Source organism: Actinomadura darangshiensis, from assembly GCF_004349235.1.
Taxonomy (GTDB): Bacteria; Actinomycetota; Actinomycetes; order Streptosporangiales; family Streptosporangiaceae; genus Spirillospora; species Spirillospora darangshiensis.
The window spans coordinates 1-17,293 of the sequence record NZ_SMKY01000193.1; the positions used below are offsets into that span (position 1 = coordinate 1).

The 17,293-nt window shown below is 70.5% G+C and carries 11 protein-coding genes and 1 pseudogene; 7 read left to right on the forward strand and 5 right to left on the reverse strand.

Annotation, left to right across the window (positions count from 1 at the left end; translation table 11 throughout):
* Nucleotides 1-155 precede the first annotated feature (155 nt).
* The 5 genes from E1293_RS31740 to E1293_RS31755 all read left to right on the forward strand — a co-directional run bounded on the left by E1293_RS31740 (nucleotide 156) and on the right by E1293_RS31755 (nucleotide 3,760).
* Nucleotides 156-1,001, forward strand: a complete 846-nt coding sequence (locus E1293_RS31740) for an NAD(P)H-binding protein (protein WP_132201172.1) — start codon at nucleotides 156-158, stop codon at nucleotides 999-1,001.
* 485 nt (nucleotides 1,002-1,486) lie between these two features.
* On the forward strand, nucleotides 1,487-2,182 hold the full coding sequence (locus E1293_RS31745; protein WP_132201173.1) for a hypothetical protein: 696 nt from the start codon (nucleotides 1,487-1,489) through the stop codon (nucleotides 2,180-2,182).
* A 1-nt stretch (nucleotide 2,183) separates the two neighbouring features.
* Complete coding sequence (locus tag E1293_RS31750; RefSeq protein ID WP_132201174.1) at nucleotides 2,184-2,837, forward strand: class F sortase; 654 nt, start codon at nucleotides 2,184-2,186, stop codon at nucleotides 2,835-2,837.
* A 153-nt stretch (nucleotides 2,838-2,990) separates the two neighbouring features.
* Nucleotides 2,991-3,446 carry a hypothetical protein gene (locus E1293_RS49725; RefSeq protein WP_243716846.1) on the forward strand — a complete coding sequence of 152 codons (456 nt, stop codon included), beginning with the start codon at nucleotides 2,991-2,993 and terminating at the stop codon, nucleotides 3,444-3,446.
* The gene (locus E1293_RS31755) at nucleotides 3,443-3,760 is read left to right on the forward strand and encodes a winged helix-turn-helix domain-containing protein (protein WP_243716848.1); all 318 of its coding nucleotides are present in this window, start codon (nucleotides 3,443-3,445) and stop codon (nucleotides 3,758-3,760) included. Before E1293_RS49725 ends, E1293_RS31755 begins: the two co-directional genes overlap by 4 nt.
* Nucleotides 3,761-3,786: 26 nt before the next feature.
* On the opposite strand, the pseudogene E1293_RS50810 reads toward E1293_RS31755, so the two are convergent.
* Nucleotides 3,787-4,327, reverse strand: a pseudogene (locus E1293_RS50810) (NADPH-dependent FMN reductase).
* 549 nt (nucleotides 4,328-4,876) lie between these two features.
* Complete coding sequence (locus E1293_RS31765; RefSeq protein ID WP_132201175.1) at nucleotides 4,877-5,488, reverse strand: LysE family translocator; 612 nt, start codon at nucleotides 5,486-5,488, stop codon at nucleotides 4,877-4,879.
* A gap of 41 nt (nucleotides 5,489-5,529) precedes the next feature.
* Here E1293_RS31765 and E1293_RS31770 point away from each other — a divergent pair, with 41 nt between their 5' ends.
* Nucleotides 5,530-6,048, forward strand: a complete 519-nt coding sequence (locus tag E1293_RS31770) for an Lrp/AsnC family transcriptional regulator (RefSeq protein ID WP_243716850.1) — start codon at nucleotides 5,530-5,532, stop codon at nucleotides 6,046-6,048.
* A 1-nt stretch (nucleotide 6,049) separates the two neighbouring features.
* Here E1293_RS31770 and E1293_RS31775 read toward each other — a convergent pair whose 3' ends face one another.
* The 3 genes from E1293_RS31775 to E1293_RS31785 form a co-directional block, all read right to left on the reverse strand.
* A complete protein-coding gene (locus tag E1293_RS31775; protein ID WP_132201176.1) occupies nucleotides 6,050-6,964 on the reverse strand; it encodes a carbohydrate-binding protein in 915 nt (304 codons plus the stop codon).
* Nucleotides 6,965-7,182: 218 nt separating this feature from the next.
* A complete protein-coding gene (gene ccrA / locus E1293_RS31780; RefSeq protein WP_132201177.1) occupies nucleotides 7,183-8,517 on the reverse strand; it encodes a crotonyl-CoA carboxylase/reductase in 1,335 nt (444 codons plus the stop codon).
* Nucleotides 8,518-8,557: 40 nt separating this feature from the next.
* Complete coding sequence (locus E1293_RS31785) at nucleotides 8,558-15,559, reverse strand: type I polyketide synthase (RefSeq protein WP_132201178.1); 7,002 nt, start codon at nucleotides 15,557-15,559, stop codon at nucleotides 8,558-8,560.
* Between the two features lie 296 nt (nucleotides 15,560-15,855).
* On the opposite strand from E1293_RS31785, the gene E1293_RS31790 reads away from it, so the two are divergent.
* A partial coding sequence (locus E1293_RS31790; RefSeq protein ID WP_132201179.1) for an MFS transporter occupies nucleotides 15,856-17,293 on the forward strand: 1,438 nt, incomplete at its 3' end.

Consider the following 17,293-nt stretch of genomic DNA (forward strand, 5'->3'; position numbering starts at 1 on the left):
CCTCGGGGGTGGGCATGGTGGGTCGCTCCGACTCGGCGGCCCCCAACGCATGGGAGTGGCCTCTGAGGTAGTCACTTTCCTCTAGGTACCTACTATCCCGAGGATGTTAGCTTCGCCGTGATCGCAAGAAGACACGGGAAGACACGGGAGTTGACATGTTTGCTGTGACGGGTGCGACTGGGAACGTCGGGCGGTCGCTGGTGCAGGCCCTGGCGGAAGCCGGCGAGCGGGTGACGGCGGTGTCGAGGGGGATGGCCTCGGTGGAGCTCCCAAGCGGCACCAGGCACGTCAAGGCCGATCTTGGTGCGCCTGAGACGCTGCGGCCCGCTCTCGACGGTGCCGAAGCCTTGTTCCTGCACGACGGCGGCGCGGGCGGCCACGGGTTCGATCCCCGGGCCATCATGGACGTTGCCAAGGCCGCCGGAGTCGGCCGAGTGGTGCTGCTTTCCTCGCAGGGCGTGGTGACCAGGCCCGAGTCGCCCTCGCATGGAGGGGTCGGGCGGGCGATCGAGGACGCGGTCCGCGAGTCGGGTCTGGCCTGGACGATCCTGCGGCCCGGCGGCTTCGCGTCCAACGCCTACGCCTGGGCGGAATCGGTCCGTGCCGAGCGGACCGTCGCCGCACCGTTCGGCGACGTCGGGATCCCGGTGATCGATCCGGCGGACATCGCCGAGGTGGCAGCCGTGGCCCTGCGCAAGGACGAACACGCCGGCCACAGCTACGAGTTGAACGGGCCGGCGGTCGTCACGCCCCGGCAGCAGGCCGAGGTGATCGGCGCGGCCCTCGGCGAGCCTCTGCGATTCGTGGAGCTGACCCGGGACGAGGCGCACGCGCGGATGACCGCATTCATGCCGGAGCCGGTCGTCGAGACCACGCTGGCCGTCCTCGGCGAGCCCAAGGCCGCCGAGTTGCGGCTCAGCCCGGACGTCGAGCACGTCCTGGGGCGTGCGCCCCGTCCCTTCGCCGAATGGGCCCGCCGCAACGTCGAAGCCTTCCGGTAAACAGCGGTTACGTCGCCTCCGGCCTCCCGGCAACGGCAGGCCGGAGGCGCGGACGTTCAACACCCACCGAAACGCGGACCTGCGCCAAATCCTCGTCCGCGATTTACGCAACACCCACATGCGCACGACGAAAACCGTCGTCGGCCGAGCGCGACAACTTTTTAAGATCGCCTTTTCTGAACCACCCGATTCGCCGCGCCCCCGCTCCCTTGATCACAAGGTCGCGCGGAGGCCAGGGAAGGTTTACACGGGCTTCACAGGTGTCCGGACCCGGTCATCAAACCAATCTTTCCCTCTCTTTCCATTGCGCCGCATTAGAGCCTGGCTAAGCTCCTGCCTCACCATCATTCTCTTCCGTCTCACCCGGTCGCGTTCTGCGCGGCACTCGCATGTCAGTCACGTTGATGCGTGGCGTCCCCGCCATTGCCGAGGCGCCGTTCTTATCCGGGAAAACACGGAGAGACCCGATCAGAGGAGTAAGGGCAATGCGCTCAAGTCGGTTGGCCGCGGCGGCGATCGCCGCGGGATCCATGGTGCTCGGGATGGCGGGTCCCGCACTTGCCACCTCCGCCGCCAAGCCGGTCACCCCCGGCGCCTTCTGCAAGGACGCGCAGGTCAATCAGCACGGGCGGACCAAGACCGGCAAGCTGATGGTCTGCAAGAGGAAGGCCGGTGAAGAGCGGGCCCGCTGGGTCGCCGCCGGCCCGGAGGACAACCCGCCGACGCAGCAGTTCAAGTTCGGTGCGGACAAGGTGAAGCTGTCCAGCCGGCGGGTCGCGCCCGGGTTGAGGACGACGTTCAGGGTCGCTTGCCCGAACACGGTGACCGTCACGGGGAACGGCTACACCCGGAACCCGCTGCCGGTGAAGAAGATCGGCAAGAACACCTGGACCGCGACCGGTACGTTCCGCAGCCACCTCCCCAACCCGACGATCGCCACGGTGGTCTGCAAGGGCTTCGGGTCGGTCAGGTTCAGCGACAGCCCCGAGAAGGGCGGCACCGGCATGAAGCCGAACCAGCCGAAGATCCCCGTCGGGCGAATCGACACCGGTGACGGCAGCATGTACGGCCGGACGGACGGCTCCGCCGCGCCGCTGCTCGCAGGCGGCTGGGGCGTGCTCATGGCCGCGGGGCTCGGCGCCGTCGCGCTGCGCCGGCGTACGGTGCGGGAGCGGCCGTAAGTTGGCTGGTCTCCCGATCCCGGCCACCGGTCGCCGCGTCCTGAGCGCGGCGGCCGGCGCGCTGCTCACCGGACTGCTGATCGCCGGCTGCGGAGGCGGCGACGGCGCCACGGCCGCCTCTCCCTCCGCCACTCCGAGACCCGAGACGGGCGGGGGCGCCGGCGGCACCACGGCCGCGTCCAACACCTCGGTTTTGTCCCACTCCGTGCCGGTCAAGATCTCCATCCCGAAGATCGGGGTGTCGGCGCCGGTCGGGCAGATCGGGCTGCGTACCGACGGCCGTATCGAGGAGCCGCCGCTGAGCCGGCCGAATCTGGCGGGCTGGTACAAGGAGGGCGTCACGCCCGGCGAGGTAGGGCCGTCGGTCATCCTCGGCCATGTCGACGCCAACGGGAAGCCGGCCGTCTTCTACCGGCTGAAGGACCTGAAGCCGGGCGACAAGATCCAGGTGGGCCGCAAGGACGGCACCACCGCCGCGTTCGCCGTGCAGCGTGCGCAGCGCGTGGACAAGGACGCCTTCCCGCACGAGAAGGTCTTCGGCGAGACGCTCGACCACGCGTCCCTCCGGCTGGTGACCTGCGGGGGCGCGTTCGACCCCAAGGCGGGCCACTACACCGACAACCTGATCGTCTACGCCGCCCTGGCAGGCGCCTGACCGCGTCCCGAAGCGCCCGCCCGTCCACTCCATGAACGGGCGGGCGTCGGCGTCGCGAGACCTGCCTCACCCATTCGGCAACTACTTGACGACCCGGAAAGTGGATAGTACTTTCCATAGCGTCAAGTAGTTGCCGAGGAAGCAGGTCCCCCCGTGAACGACTTCTCCACCGCCGACGACGCCCTCGCCGAGATCGAGCGGACCCAGCAGCGGGCGTACGCCGGCCAGCGCCTCCCGCTCTGGTATCTGCCGGGTGTGGTCGGCCTGGGGACGGTCGCCGGGATCGCCGCCGAGGTGGACGGCACGGCCCAGATCGTCCTGACCGTGCTGGGAGTCGTGGGGCTCGCCGCGCTCACCGCCCTGCTGGCCTCCCGCACCCGCATCAAGTTCAGGCAGCGCACATGGACGGTGAGGGCGGGCGCGTGGATGGCGGCATGGTTCGTGTCGGCCCTCGTCCTCTGGGGCGTGGTTCCACTCCTCATCGGCCTGTTCACCGACTCGGACGTTTGGCAGAAAGCGATCGCGGGGGTCGTCACCGCCGCGTACACGGCGGCGACCACGCGCCCGGCCGAGAACCGCATGTTCGCTCACCTGGGCGTGGTGCGGTGAACCTCGACCCGGTGATCCACACCCCGGCACGCCTGAAGATCGTCTCGCTGCTGGCCACCGCGACCGAGACCGAGTTCGCCTTCGTCCGCGACACCCTCGACATGAGCGACTCGGTGGTGTCCAAGCACGCGAGCGCCCTGGAGAAGGCAGGCTACGTCGAAGTCCGCAAAGGGTACGTGGGGAAGCGTCCCCGCACCTGGTTCAAGCTCACGCGCCAAGGCCGGCAGGCGTTCGACGAGTACGTCACCACCCTGCAGACCATCGTCGGACGTCCCCTCGCCGACCACCCTGATGGCGCCCCCGCGACCGAATGACCGTGACGGTGCGCGTCGCGGCCGGGTCAGGCGGCGGGGGCGTGTTCACGGAGGCCGCCGAGTGCCCGGCTCCAGGCGACGACCTGGTCGAGCATGGTGTCGAGGGCGGCATCGTGCTGGGCGGCGGGGGCGAGGCCGGCGAGGTCCGTCCCGAAGTCGTTGAACAGCGAGAGGGCGACCTGGGCTCCGACCGTGGCGACCTGGACGGCGGCCAGGACCTGGCGCAGGTGCTCGACGCTTCGGACGCCGCCGTCGATCCCGTAGCCGACGAATCCGGCGGCCTTGTTGTTCCACTCGGCGTAGAGGTGCCGAATGGTTGTACTCGGGGACGACGAAGACGAAACCGTCGTAGCCGGCGATCTTCTCGGCCCAGGCGTGAGTGTGCGGACGCGTGTAGTGGCCGCGTGACGGCGGGACGGGCTCGTCCAGGAGCGGCAGGCCGAAGTCGGCGATGTCGACGATCTCGAAGTGCGCGTCGTCGCGTCCGGCGGCGGGTGACACCGGGTACGCGGTCCCAGCGGTGCCCGGCCGGCAGCGCGTAGATCGGACGCGGGACCAGCGCGCCATCGGCGTCGGCGACGAGCGCCCGCAGGCTCTCGTCCCAGCCGGTGAAGTGCTCCAGGATCCGCGCCTTGGCGGTATCGGTGTCGGTGAAGTCGATGCTCGTCACCCAGTTCTCGGGCACGGTGAGCGCGGTGTAGGCGTGCAGGCTGTCGTCGGGTTCGCGGTGTGCGAGGAACCCCTTTCCCTTGCCGAGGGCGAAGAACACCCCGCTGCCGATGACGGCGGCGCTCCGGGGGTGCCGGTCGTCGGCGTCCAGCAGATCGGCCTCGACGAAGGATGTGCCGGAGAAGACCGGCTCGGCTCCGGAGACCAGCGGGCGGACCCGCGACCAGGCCCCGTCGGCGACGGCCGGCAGACCCGTCGTGAAGCTGGAGCCGTCGGCGAGCGTCACCTCATGGCGGCCGCCGCCCAGCGGGCGTGCCGCGATGATCTTCGCCCCCCAGCGGACCGTCCCTTCGGGCAGCGAGTCGAGCAGGAGGTCGCGCAGTTGTCCGCGCTCCACTTCCGGCGCCGTCGTCCCCTTCTCCCATGTGGAGGTGACGTGCTCTGGGGTCAGGTCAGTAGGTGGTCCAGGACCAGCCAGGCACCTACCGCGATCATGGCGGCTCCGGAGAGACGGCCCGTCCAGCGGGCGGCGGCGGGGTCGGCGGTCAGGGCCGTGCGGATCAGGGCGCCCAGGCCGAGGTAGAAGAGCGCGCAGGTGATCATGAAGGTCAGGCCCAGGACGGCGAGTTGCGCGGGCATGGGCCAGCCGTCGCTCGGGTCCGCGAACTGGGGCAGCAGCGCCAGGAAGATCAGCAGGCCCTTGGGGTTGAGGCCGCTGACGCCTATGCCGCGCAGGAACGTGCTCCAGTCGGTACCGGGTTCGGCTTCCAGGCGGGACGTCGACGGGTGGGCGAACGTCGTCGCGCCGTGCCAGATGAGGTAGAGGCCGCCGACGAGGGTGAGGCCGGTCAACAGGGCGGGTGAACCGGCCACCAGGGCGCCGACGCCGGCCGCGACCACGACCGTGATCGCGGCGTAGCCGGCGGTCAGGCCGGTCACGGCCGGAAGGAGGGAACGGCCGCGCAGGCCGGCGCCGATGGTGAACGCCCAGTCGGGACCAGGGACCACGATGAGCAGGAGTGCGACGCCCCAGAAGGCGAGTACGGAACCGGCGCCCATGACATTCTCCCCGGATGGCGGTCATTACCGGGAGAATATGATTGATCGGGCGGAAGGTGATTTTAAATTTCACCCTGTTGGCGGGTGTTTGTGGAAGGAACTTCTACATGGATGCGATTGATCGGAAGATCCTTGCTTTGCTGCAGGAGGACGGCCGGTTGACGGTCACCGAGTTGGCGTCTCGGGTGGGACTGAGCGTTTCGCCGTGTCACCGGCGGCTGCGGGAACTGGAGCGCAGCGGCGCGATCCGGGGGTACCGGGCGGTCGTGAACGCCGCTGCCCTCGGCCTCACCTTCCAGGCGCTCGTGTTCGTCACCATGCGGCAGGAGGACCGTGACACCCTGCTCGGATTCGAGGCGGCGGTCGCGGAGGTGCCGGAGGTCGTCCAGGCGCAGCGGCTGTTCGGCGATCCCGATTATCTGCTGCGCATCGTCACCGCGGATCTGACCGCCTACCAGGAGCTGGAGGACGACGTGCTGTCCGCACTGCCCGGTGTGCAGCGGCTGAACTCCACGCTCGTGATGAAACACGTCGTGGACCATCGGCCGCTGCCCACGTGAGCTACTGCTGGACGATCCAATGGTCGTTGGAACCGGCCTTGACGAATTGGAGCGACGGGCACAGGTAGTCGCTCGGGTTCGGATTCGCGGTCGGCTGCCAAGGCGAGTCGGACGGGCTCGCCGGGGTCCAGGAGCCGTTGCGGCGGAGCTGGATGGAACTGCTTTCGAAGACGACGTTCTTCGCGTCGTCGCAGTAGTAGGCGTTGCCCGTTCCCGGGTCGCGGGTCGCGTAGATCTCGAAGATGTCCCAGCCGTAGGTCAGCTGGCTCGTGTCGCTGCCCGACTTGCTGTAGAAGAGGCTCCACGAGCCGGTCGCGTAGTTGTAGAGGTAGGCCGACCAGGCATTGGTGGACGCGTTCGTCTGCACGAGCTGGACGCTGTAGGCCGGATGGCCGTTCACCGGCTTGGTGTAGGTCTGGACGAAGCTCGCGTCCATCTTGACTTCCTTGGCCGGCCCGTTGCCGCCGCACCAGTCCCAGGCCCATATCTCGTTCCCGACGGCCTGCGAATAGACGGTCGTGACCTCCATGCAGGACCCGGCCGCCTTGATGGTGGGCGTGTATGTGAAATCGGCGCTGTTGGACACCTGGTAGGACGTGTCGACGCTGTGGGTCGCCTGCATTCCGTCGTGGGTTCCGGCGGCCGGCTCGACGCCCCAGAAGTGGTGGATCTGCTCGCGGCGCAGGCGGGAGCGGTGCAGGTCGCGGAACCTCTCCACGGCCTTGGCGTTGCGGGCGTTCGGGGTGAAGTCGCGGGCACCAGCGACACGTCCGTGTTTCGGTGCGCGGGGGTCGGGACTCGACGCGGAAGGGCCGGATGCGGAAGGGCCGGACGCGGGCGAGGCGGTGGCGCTCGTGGCCGGAACGGCCGTGAAGGTGGCGAGAACGGCGCAGGCGAGCAGGGTTCGACGCTGCATCACGCGACTCCTTTGAAGCGTGGCGGGGAGCAGTAAACCGTTGAAAGCCGCGCGCGCCGGCCGTGGCATGAATATGCGGGGATCATGCCGCCCAAAGGATCGCGACCCGTCCGCCCTACTGTCAACGAGTCGTTTTTCAACGCACTTTCAGAGAGCACTGAAAACAGCGGGACGGGCCCTCGGATGGAGAGCCCGTCCCGTAGCGGTGGATCTGAACGTCAGCGGCGGTAGAGGTTGAGCCTCTCCTCGCCGATCTTCTCGCGGAGCGCCGGGTCGTCCACGCCCTGGCCCTCGGCGGTGGCGCCGCACAGGACGGCGACCTTGCCGATGTGCTGGTTCGTCTGGACCGCGCGGGTCGCGTCCCCTGCCTCGTCCAGCGGGAACACCGTCGAGAGCGTCGGGTGGATCATGCCGAGGCCGATGAGGCGGTTGGTCTCGACGGCCTCGTGGTAGTTGAAGCCGTGCGAGCCGATGATGCTCTTCAGCCGCATCCACAGGAACCGGTTGTCGTACTCGTGCTTGTAGCCGGTCGACGAGCCGCAGGTGACGACCTTGCCGCCGCGCTTGGCGACGTACACCGACGCGCCGAACGTCTCGCGGCCGAGGTACTCGAACACGATGCCGGGGTCCTCGCCGACGAGCCGGCGGATCGCCTCGCCCAGCATCCGCCCCGCCTTGGGGTGCCGGAGGCCCTGCTCGCCGAGCTCCAGGTCGTTGCGGTTGATGACGTGCTCGCAGCCCTGCGACCGGACGATGTCGGCCTTCTCGTCCGACGACACGACCCCGACCGGGATGCCGCCGCCGTTCTTGACGAGCTGCGTCGCGAACGAGCCGAGCCCGCCGGTCGCGCCCCAGATCAGCACGACGTCGCCCTGCTTCATGCGGGCGCCGTGCGTGCCGACGAGCATCCTGTAGGCGGTCGCGGCGCACAGCGTGGTCGAGCCTGCCTCCTCCCAGGTCAGGTGCGCGGGCTTGGGGATCAGCTGGTTCGCCTTGACGATGCAGTACTCGCCGAGCGACCCGAAGTTCGTCTCGAAGCCCCAGGCGAGCTGCGACTCCGACATCATGCCGTCGTCGTAGGAGCCGTGGTCCTCCTCGTCCACGTAGGACGGGGACAGGACGACCTTGTCGCCGACCTTCCAGTGCTTCACGCCGCTGCCCGTCCGGACGACGACGCCGGAGCCGTCCGAGCCGAGGATGTGGTACGGCAGGTCGTGCCGCGCGCCGTGCCAGCCCTGCCGGCCGAACTTCTCCAGGAACGCGAACGTCGGGACCGGCTCGAAGATCGCCGACCAGACCGTGTTGAAGTTGATCGCGGCCGACATCACCGCGACGACGCACTCGTCGGGCGCCAGCTCGGGCATCTCGACCTCGCCGACGTGCAGCGACCGGCGCACGTCCTTGTCGGTCCGGCCCTCGAAGATGCCGACCTCGTCCTTGCGTGTGAACGCGGCGCGGAAACGGGTCGGCAGGTCGATCTCCTGCAGCTCGGGGCCGCTCGCGCCTGACCTGACGGCGTCGAGCAGGGCGTTGGACGAGCCGGGGTGGGCCATGAGTGTCCTCCGTGGAACGACGGGGTTCGTTGGACGGCCGTCAGCGGGCCGTGTCGAGCGTGGGGACGGCGTCGCGCCTCCGCCGTCCGGACAACCGGGCCTCCAGGTGCGCGGCGAGAACATCCACACCGGGCGGGTCGAGGAGGTTGAGGTGGTGCACACCGGGGATCGTGACGATCTCCAGGTCCGAGCAGAGCCCGCCGAAACCGTTGGTCCCGTCGAGCACATAGCGGGCATCCCGGACGGCCCAGGGGGTCTCCTCGGGCGCGTAGTACAGGATGACGTGTCCGTCGTACGGCTCTGGCTGGTACGCCTCCAGGGAGCGGGTGTCCTGGTGGGACGTGAGCTGGTGCGTGAGGGCCGCCGGGGGGATGTAGTCCACCAGCGGGGCCGCACGCTCCATGACCAGCGCGAACTGCGATTCCTCGTCCAGCCCGGACAGCTCCTCGTAGGTGAGGGTGACGTCCAGGCCGTACGTCTCGTTGATGTAGTCGGCGAACGCGGAGAAGCGGCGGGCGAGCGTGTCAGACTCGTCGTCCACGGCGAGCGGGAGGCCCGCGTCGAACAGGGCGACGAACTCGACCTCGCGTCCGGCCCGCTGGAGTTGCCGGGCGGTCTCGTAGGCGAGGACACCGCCGAACGACCAGCCGCCGAGCCGGAACGCGCCCTCGGGCTGCGCCTCCACCAGGTGCTGGACGTACCGGGCGGCCCGTTCCTCGACGGGGGGCGCGTCCTCGAACCGTTCCAGGCCGTACACCGGCTGGTCGCCGCCGAGCAGGTCGGTGAGCTGCCGGTAGCAGGCGGTGGTGCCGCCCGCCGGATGCGCGATGAAGATCGGCCGGCGGTCCCCGGCGGGGTCGCTGTGGGGGGACGCCCCCCCACGCCCCCCGGAACGGCCCCTGTTCAGCGGCCGGACGGTCTGCCGCGCCGCCTCCTCGTCCGCCGCCCGGATGTACTCGGCGACGTTCTCCGCCGTCGGGACCTCGAACAGCTCACCGCGGGTGACCTCGGCGCCGAGCTCCTGCGCGACCCGCGCGACGACCTGGTCGGCCTGGTGCTCCCGGCCGCCGAGCTCGGCGAAGAAGTCGGCCGTGACGCCGACGCGGTCGAGGCCGAGGACGTCCTCCAGGATGCGGACGGCGAGGCGCTCGGCGGCATCGCGTGGCATGACATATCCGGATTCGGCGTTCGATACCGCCGTCGCCTGGGGTGCGTCCGCGTCCGCCAGGCCCAGCTCGCCGGCCGCCCACTCCTCGAACACGTTCACGCTGGCGCCCTGGAGCAGCACCGACGCCGGGACGGTCAGCCCCAGGTCGTGCTCGACGCCGCTCTTGATCCGGACCGCGACGAGCGAGTCGAGACCGAGGTCGGTGAGCGGGACGGCCGGGTCGAGGCGCTGCGGATCGAAGCCGAGGACGGCCGCGATCCGGTGCCTGACCTGCGCGGCGATCATCTTCCGCGCGATGCCGGGGTCGAGGTCCTTGAGCGCCTCGACGCCGGGCCAGTCGCTCTCGTCCTGCTGCTCGTCCGCCGCCTCGGTGAGCGCGGCGAAGTACGGCATGTTCCGGATCTCGGGGAAGAGCCCGACCGCCGTCGCGGGATCGAAGCGCAGCACGCCCGTCGCGTTCATACCGTGGACGAGCAGCGCCTCCAGCGCCTCGGCGCCCTCCGCCGGGCTGATCGGGTCGATGACGGTGACCGCCACCTCGGCGGCCCCGCCGACCTGTGACCAAGTGCCCCAGTTGATGGTGGTTCCGGGACGTCCGTTGGCGCGCCGGTACGCCATCAGCGCGTCGATCGCGGCGTTCGCCGCGGCATAGGCGGCCTGACCCGGCGAACCGAGCAGCGCGGCGGCCGACGAATGCATGACAAGCCAGTCGAGGTCGATGTCCCAGGTGGCCTCGCTGAGCCGGCGCGCGCCCTCGACCTTCGCCGTCCACACCCTGTGGAGATCGTCCGGCCCGAGGTCGGCGATCAGCCGGTCGTCGATGGCGCCCGCCCCGTGCACCACACCGCACAGCCTGGTGCCGCCCTCCTGGGCGACCTTGATGAGGCGCTCGGCGGTGCCCGGCTGCGCGATGTCGCCCAGGACGACACCGACGTCCACGCCGTCCTCGCGCAGGCGCGCGATCACCTTCTCGGCGTCGGCGCCGGGCCCGCCGCGCCCGGACAGGACGATCCGCCCCGCCCCTCTTTGGGCCAGCAGCCGCGCGGTGACCAGCCCGATCCCGCCGTACCCGCCGGTGATCACATAGGCGCCGCCGCGCCGGACGATCCGCTTCTTCTTGCCCTGCTCCTCCGGCAGGACGGCCTGCCCCAGCCGCGCCACGTACCGCGTCCCGCCACGCCACGCGACCTCACGTGCGTCATCGTCGGCCAAGAGTTCGGCGACGAGATCGGCCGGACGGTCGACATCCACATGCGTGGCGCGCTGAACCGTCCGCTCGAACGCGAGGACGCGCGTAAGCGCACTGACGAACCCGTGCCCAGGAAGCCCGTCCCCTGCGAGGGGCAGTGCACTACGGGTCGCGACATAGAGACGGGGCCCGTCAGGCAGGCTCCTGCTCACCCCTGCGACGGCGAGCACCAGCTCCTCATCGACGAGGTCGGCCGAAGGCACGAGCACGACACCTTCGACGGGCTCGTCTGGCTCGTCCATGGCCGGATGCTCGTCCGGCGGCCGATCCATCACCCGATGCCGGACAACCCGCTTCCCGCGCTCCTCCAGCCCGGCAACCGTCGCGCTACCGAGCACATCGTCATCCTCAGCCAACACAAGCCACGTACCAACACCGAACGCGGCCCCCTCAGCAGACCGACGACCAGCCGATTCGGCCCCATCAAGAAGCACACCCTCGCCACCAGCACGCACCGCCCGGCCGTCAGCAGACACGGCCCCGGCGCCAGCACGCACGGGCCCTGCCTCGGCACCGTCACCATCATGCACAGACCGGTTGTCGGCAGGCGTGGCGCCGGCGCTAGCGCGCGCGGGAGCGGTGTCGGGGAGGGGGGATTCGGTCCAGGTGAGTTCGACGAGCTTGTCGGTGAGCGGGACGGGGATGTCGTGGCGCCCCGCTTGGCGGAGCACTATGCCGGTCGCTTCGGCAAGGATCTGGCCGTCAGCGGCCAGGAGCGCGATAGAGCCGGTGACGTTCGTGTCGTCCCGCGTCACCTTCGCCTGGACGTGACCGCCGCGGTGGGTCGGGCCGTACACGCGGAGGCTGCCGATCGTCTCGGCGAGCCACACGGTGCCGTCGCCCGCCGCCACCTCGTCCGACAGAACGGACAGGCAGCGGTCGAACACCTCGGGATGCAGGCGGTAGTGGCGGCTGCCGCGCTCGGCGGCCGTCACCTCGGTGGCGGCGCCGTGCTCGGACGCGGCCGGGGCGCGGCGGTCTTCGCCCACATCCGCGCTGGCCAGCCGCACCCACGTGCCCGCCGGCGTCAGCGCGTGGACCTCCACCCGCTGCTCCGCCTCGGTGAACGTCGTCGTCACGGTCGTATGGCCGCCGAGCGCGAGCGGCCGCTCCATCCACAGGCTGTTGACGCGGATGTCCTCGGTGCCGAGCGCGGTCGCACCGGCGGCGAGCGCGATCTCCGCGAACGCCGCGACCGGCAGCGCGTGCAGCCCGTGGACGGCCAGACCGTCCAGCCAAGGCTGCGCGGCCAGGCCGACGTCGGCGCGCCACGCGTGGCGGTCTTCGCCGGGCAGCTCCACGTGCGCGCCGAGCAGCGGGTGCTCGTCATGCTTGGACGCCCTGCGCGCCGACAGGTCGACCCAGTGCCGCTCGTGCCGCCACGGGGACTGCGGAACGTCGATGACCCGCCCGCCGGCCGGCTTCGCGGTCGCGTGGCCGTGCGCGGCGAGGGTGGCGAGCTGTGCGTGGAACGTCAGCGTGTCGTCGGTCTCCTGGCCCTTCGGCGCCCGCTTGAGCGTGTGGGTGACGAGCGCGCCCGTCCCGTCCAGGGTCTCGCCGACGCCGTGGGCCAGGATCGGATGCGCGTTGACCTCGACGAACGTCCGGAACCCGTCCTCCGCCGCAGCCGCCACCGCATCCGTGAGCCGCACCGCATTACGCAAGTTGGCGACCCAATACTCAACCCCGAGCCCGGCCGAGGCCCCGCCCGTCGCGTCCTTGTCCGGCGCCGCGGATCCCGTGGCCGCCGCACTCCCAGACCCCGCAACGGCCATCGCCGCACCCGCAGGCGCCGCACCGGCGGACGCTTCGGCCGCCGCCCCACCGGCCGCTTCGGGCGCCGCACCGGCGGCCGCCGCGGCCTGCGCACCGGCAGGCGCCTCACTGGCCTCGGCTGACGCTCCCTCGTCCGGCGTCACTGTGCGGGCGGGTGCGTTCGCGGTGTTGGACGGCGTGGTGTCCGCCGGGTGCGGCGTGAGGGCGGGGGTTGCGTTGATGAGGGTGCGGGGGTCGTCGAGAGCCGTCGTGTAGAGCTTGATGCCGGCGGCGAGCGGGGTGCCGGGGTCGGCGCCGACGTCGGCGAGGAGTTCGCGCAGGTCAGGGAGCAGCGGGTCGACCTGGGGCGAGTGGCCGGCGCCTTCGGCCTGCACCATCCGGGCGAGCCGGCCCTCGGCCTCCGCGCGCTTGACGATCTCGGCGACCTGGCCGGCGTCGCCGGTGACGACGGTCTGCTTCGGCGAGGAGTGGACGGCCGCGTAGACCTCGGGCAGGCCGTCCGCGAGGCGCGCGACCTCCTCGGCGGACGCGCCGAGGACCGCCATCGCGCCGCCGCCGACCAGCCGGGTCAGCAGGCGGGACCGGCGGCAGATGACGCGGACGCCGTCCTCCAGGGTGAGCGCGCCGGCGACGACGGCCGCCGCGACCTCGCCCATCGAGTGGCCGATGACCGCGCCGGGCGTGACGCCGTACGCCTTCCACATGCGGGCCAGGCCGATCTGGATGGCGAACAGCACCGGCATCGCGTCGGCCGGTCCGTCCGGCTTGCGGCCCTCTTCGAGGAGCGCCCACAGGTCGGGGCCGCCCTCCTCGGCGAACAGCCCGTCCAGGTCGTCGATGGCCTCGGCGAACGCGGGCTCCTCCTCCAGGAGCCGCTGCGCCATGCCCGCGCGCTGCGCCCCGTACCCGGAGAAGACCCATACGGGACGGCCCGGAGCCCCGAGCGCCGTGCCGGACACCACGCCGGGGTGAGGACGTCCTTCGGCGAGCGCCGCCAGGCCCTCGACGAGCCCGGCCTGATCACGGGCGGCGACGGCGGCGCGGGACCGTCCACGGCCACTGCGCCTGTGCAAGGTGCGGGCGACATCGGCCAAGTTCGCTTCCTGGCCTGGAAGCCACTCGGCGAGAAGGGCCGCATGGTCGCGGATACGGTCGTCGCTAGTGTCGGACAGCGGGAACGTCCGGACGACGGCCGGATGGACGGTCGTCTCCTGCTCGGGAGCCTCTTCCAAGAGGATGTGTGCGTTCGTCCCACCGAAACCGAACCCGGACACACCAGCGCGTGCGGGACGCCCTGTGTCGAGCCAAGGCGTCTCTTCCGCGACGACCGCGAGGCGCAGTTCGTCGAACGGGATGTGCGGATTGGGCTCCTTGTAATGCGCGCTTGGCGGGATGACCCTGTGATGCAGCGCGAGGACGGTTTTGATGAGTCCGGCTATGCCCGCTGCCGACTCCATGTGCCCGAGATTGGACTTAGCGGAGCCGAGCAGTAGGGGCTTGTCAGGTTCGCGACCCGCACCGAGGATTTCGCCGACCGCCTTGGCTTCGATCGGGTCGCCTAGGAACGTCCCCGTCCCATGGGCTTCGACGTAGTCGACCTCACGCGTGTCGACGCCCGCGCTGGCGTACACGTCCCGCAGGAGTGCGCGCTGCGCCTCGGAGTTGGGGGCGACGAGGCCGTTCGACCGTCCATCGGAGTTGACGCCGGAGCCCTTGATGACGGCGAGGATCCGGTCGCCGTCCCGCGTCGCGTCGGACAGGCGCTTCAGGACGACGGCGCCGCAGCCCTCCGCGCGGACCATGCCGTCGGCGGACGCGTCGAACGCCTTGCAGTGGCCGTCCGCCGCCGTCCCGCCGGCGAGGTCGAACGTCATCGTGACGGTCGGCGACAGCAGCAGGTTCACGCCGCCGGCCAGCGCCACGTCGGCCTCGCCGCTGCGCAGCGCCTGGACGGCGAGGTGGGTCGAGACCAGCGACGACGAGCACGCCGTGTCGACGATCATGCTGGGGCCGCGCAGGTCGAGCAGGTACGACAGCCGGTTCGCGATGATGCTGAGCGCCGCGCCCGTCGCCGTGAACGGTTCGAGGGACGCCAGGTCGGACGCGGTGAACGCCGCGTACTCCGGCGCCGACACGCCGACGAACACGCCGGTGCGGCTGCCGCGCAGCGACGCCGGGCCGAGGCCCGCGTGCTCGAACGCCTCCCACGCCACTTCGAGGACGAGGCGCTGCTGCGGGTCCATCACCGCGGCCTCGCGGGGAGTGATGCCGAAGAACTGCGCGTCGAACTCAGCGACGTCGTCGAGGAATCCGCCGAGGCGCGTCGTCCGGTCGAGGAGGTCGCCCACCTCGGGGGAACCGTCGTCGAACGGGTCCCAGCGGCCGTCCGGCACCTCGCGGACCGCGTCGCCGCGTCCGGTCAGGAAGCGCCAGTAGCCGTCGGGGCCGGTCAGGTCGCGGTCGCCGCCGGGAAAGCGGAGGCCGACGCCGACGACGGCGACCGGCTCGTCGTTCGCGGCCCGCCGCTCGGACGGCTCCGGCTGCTCCTGGACGGACGCGGGCCCGCCCGCCAGCGCCACCGAGAGCTTGTTGATCGTCGGATGCTCCCAGACGAGGGTGGCCGGGAGGGACCGGCCCAGCATCTGCTCGAGCTCGCCGGCGATCGCGACCGCGTCCCTAGAGGCCAGCCCGAACTCTTCGAGCGGCCGGTCGGGGTCGATCCCGGCGGCGGTGGTCCCGGAGCGGCGCGCGATCTGCTCGATCAGGTGCCGGCGGACCGAATCCTCGCTGATCCGAGTCTCGTCGTGCGCGTGGTCCTGCGCGGCTCCGGAACGATCGTTGCTCTGCATGCGGTGGGTTCCCCCCATGAAACCGGGATCGTTCATCGAAGCGGAGGGACCACTTTGTCTCACGGTGCCCGAGTCACGATGCGCATCCAGACCACTTTTCTCCCAGATGTCTTGTCACGGTGATGACAAGACTCGGCAGTAACCAATGTGGCCTGATGGGATAGTTGAGGAACCACGGCCCGGAGTCAGGGCTGAGTAACGAGATGCCAACCAATAGTAACAATAGCGACGACTGCTTTTAGGGGGAAGCGGCGGATTTCCCGCGGGCGGTGCGGGAGTTCACGCCGCACGGACTGTTGACCCGCGGCAGATACCGGTGGGCGCTGGCGGTGGTGGCCGTCAGCGCATTCATGATCACCATGGACAACACGGTGGTCGCGAACGCGCTGCCCACCATCATGAGCGACCTCGACATGTCCAACTCCGCCAAGGACTGGGTCGCCACCGGCTACATCCTCATGTTCTCCTGCCTGATGGTGGCGGGCGGCCGGCTCACCGACGTGTTCGGCTGCCGCGTCACCTTCGTGTCCGGCATGGTCATCTTCACGGCCGCGTCCGCCGTCTGCGGCCTCGCCCCCGACTCCGCGACCCTGATCCTGGCCCGCGTCACCCAGGGCGCCGGCGCCGCCCTCGCACTGCCCGCGACCCAGGTCATGGTCACCGTCGGACGCACCGACAAGCAGCGCTCCCTCGGCATGATCGTCTGGATCGGGGCCGGCTCCAGCGCCACCGCCCTCGGCCCCACCATCGGCGGGTTCATCGTCCAGCAGTGGAGCTGGGGCTGGATCTTCCTGATCAACATCGTGCCCGGCATCCTGGTGATCCTGCTCGGCCTCGTCGTCCTCACCGGCAAGGGCGAGAACCGCGACGCCCGCGTCGACCTGCCCGGCGTGCTGATCTCCGCGACGATGCTGTTCGCCTTCACCTACGGGCTGGAGTCCGGGAACAAGCACGGCTGGGCCGACCCGTCCGTCATCAGCGTGTTCGCCCTCGCGGCCATCGCCCTGCTCTGCTTCATCCTGGTGGAGAACTGGGCCCCCGACCCGATGATCAACCTGCGGTTCTTCCGCAACCGGGTGTTCGCCGGCGGCCTGCTCTCCCAGATGCTCTACGGCATCGGCTTCAACGGGATGATCTTCTACTCGGCCACCTTCCTGCAGCGCTTCCTCGGCTTCTCGCCACCCGAGGCGGGCCTGGTGATGCTGCCCCCGTCCATCGCCATCATGGTGATGACGCCGGTCGCGTTCTGGCTGGCCGGCAAGCTCGGCCCCCGCCCCGCCATCGGCGGCGGCCTCGCCCTGATGGCGTTCGGCATGTTCCTGTTCTCCACCATCCAGCAGGGCGACGGATACGCCGACCTGATGCCCGGCGTCATGATCGTCGGCGTGGGCGCGGCGATGGGCATGCCGCTCGTCATGTACGTCCTGAAGGCCGTCCCGGAACACCAGGCGGGCGTCGCCAGCGGCGTCATCAACGTGATCCGCGAGGCGTCGGGCGCCTTCGGCATCGCCATCGTCGGCCTGCTGATCCACCACGTCCCCGAGGAGGGTGCGAGCGCCGCCGAGCTGGAGACGTTCCGCGACGGCACCGCCTCCGGCCTCATCCTCGGCGCCGTCCTCGTCCTCATCGGCGGCCTGATCAGCGGCCTCACCCTCCCCAGCCGCCGCGGCTGGCTGGGCCCGAAGCACGGCAAGTCCTCCCCCCTCGTCACCGACGAATCCCACCGCCCGGACC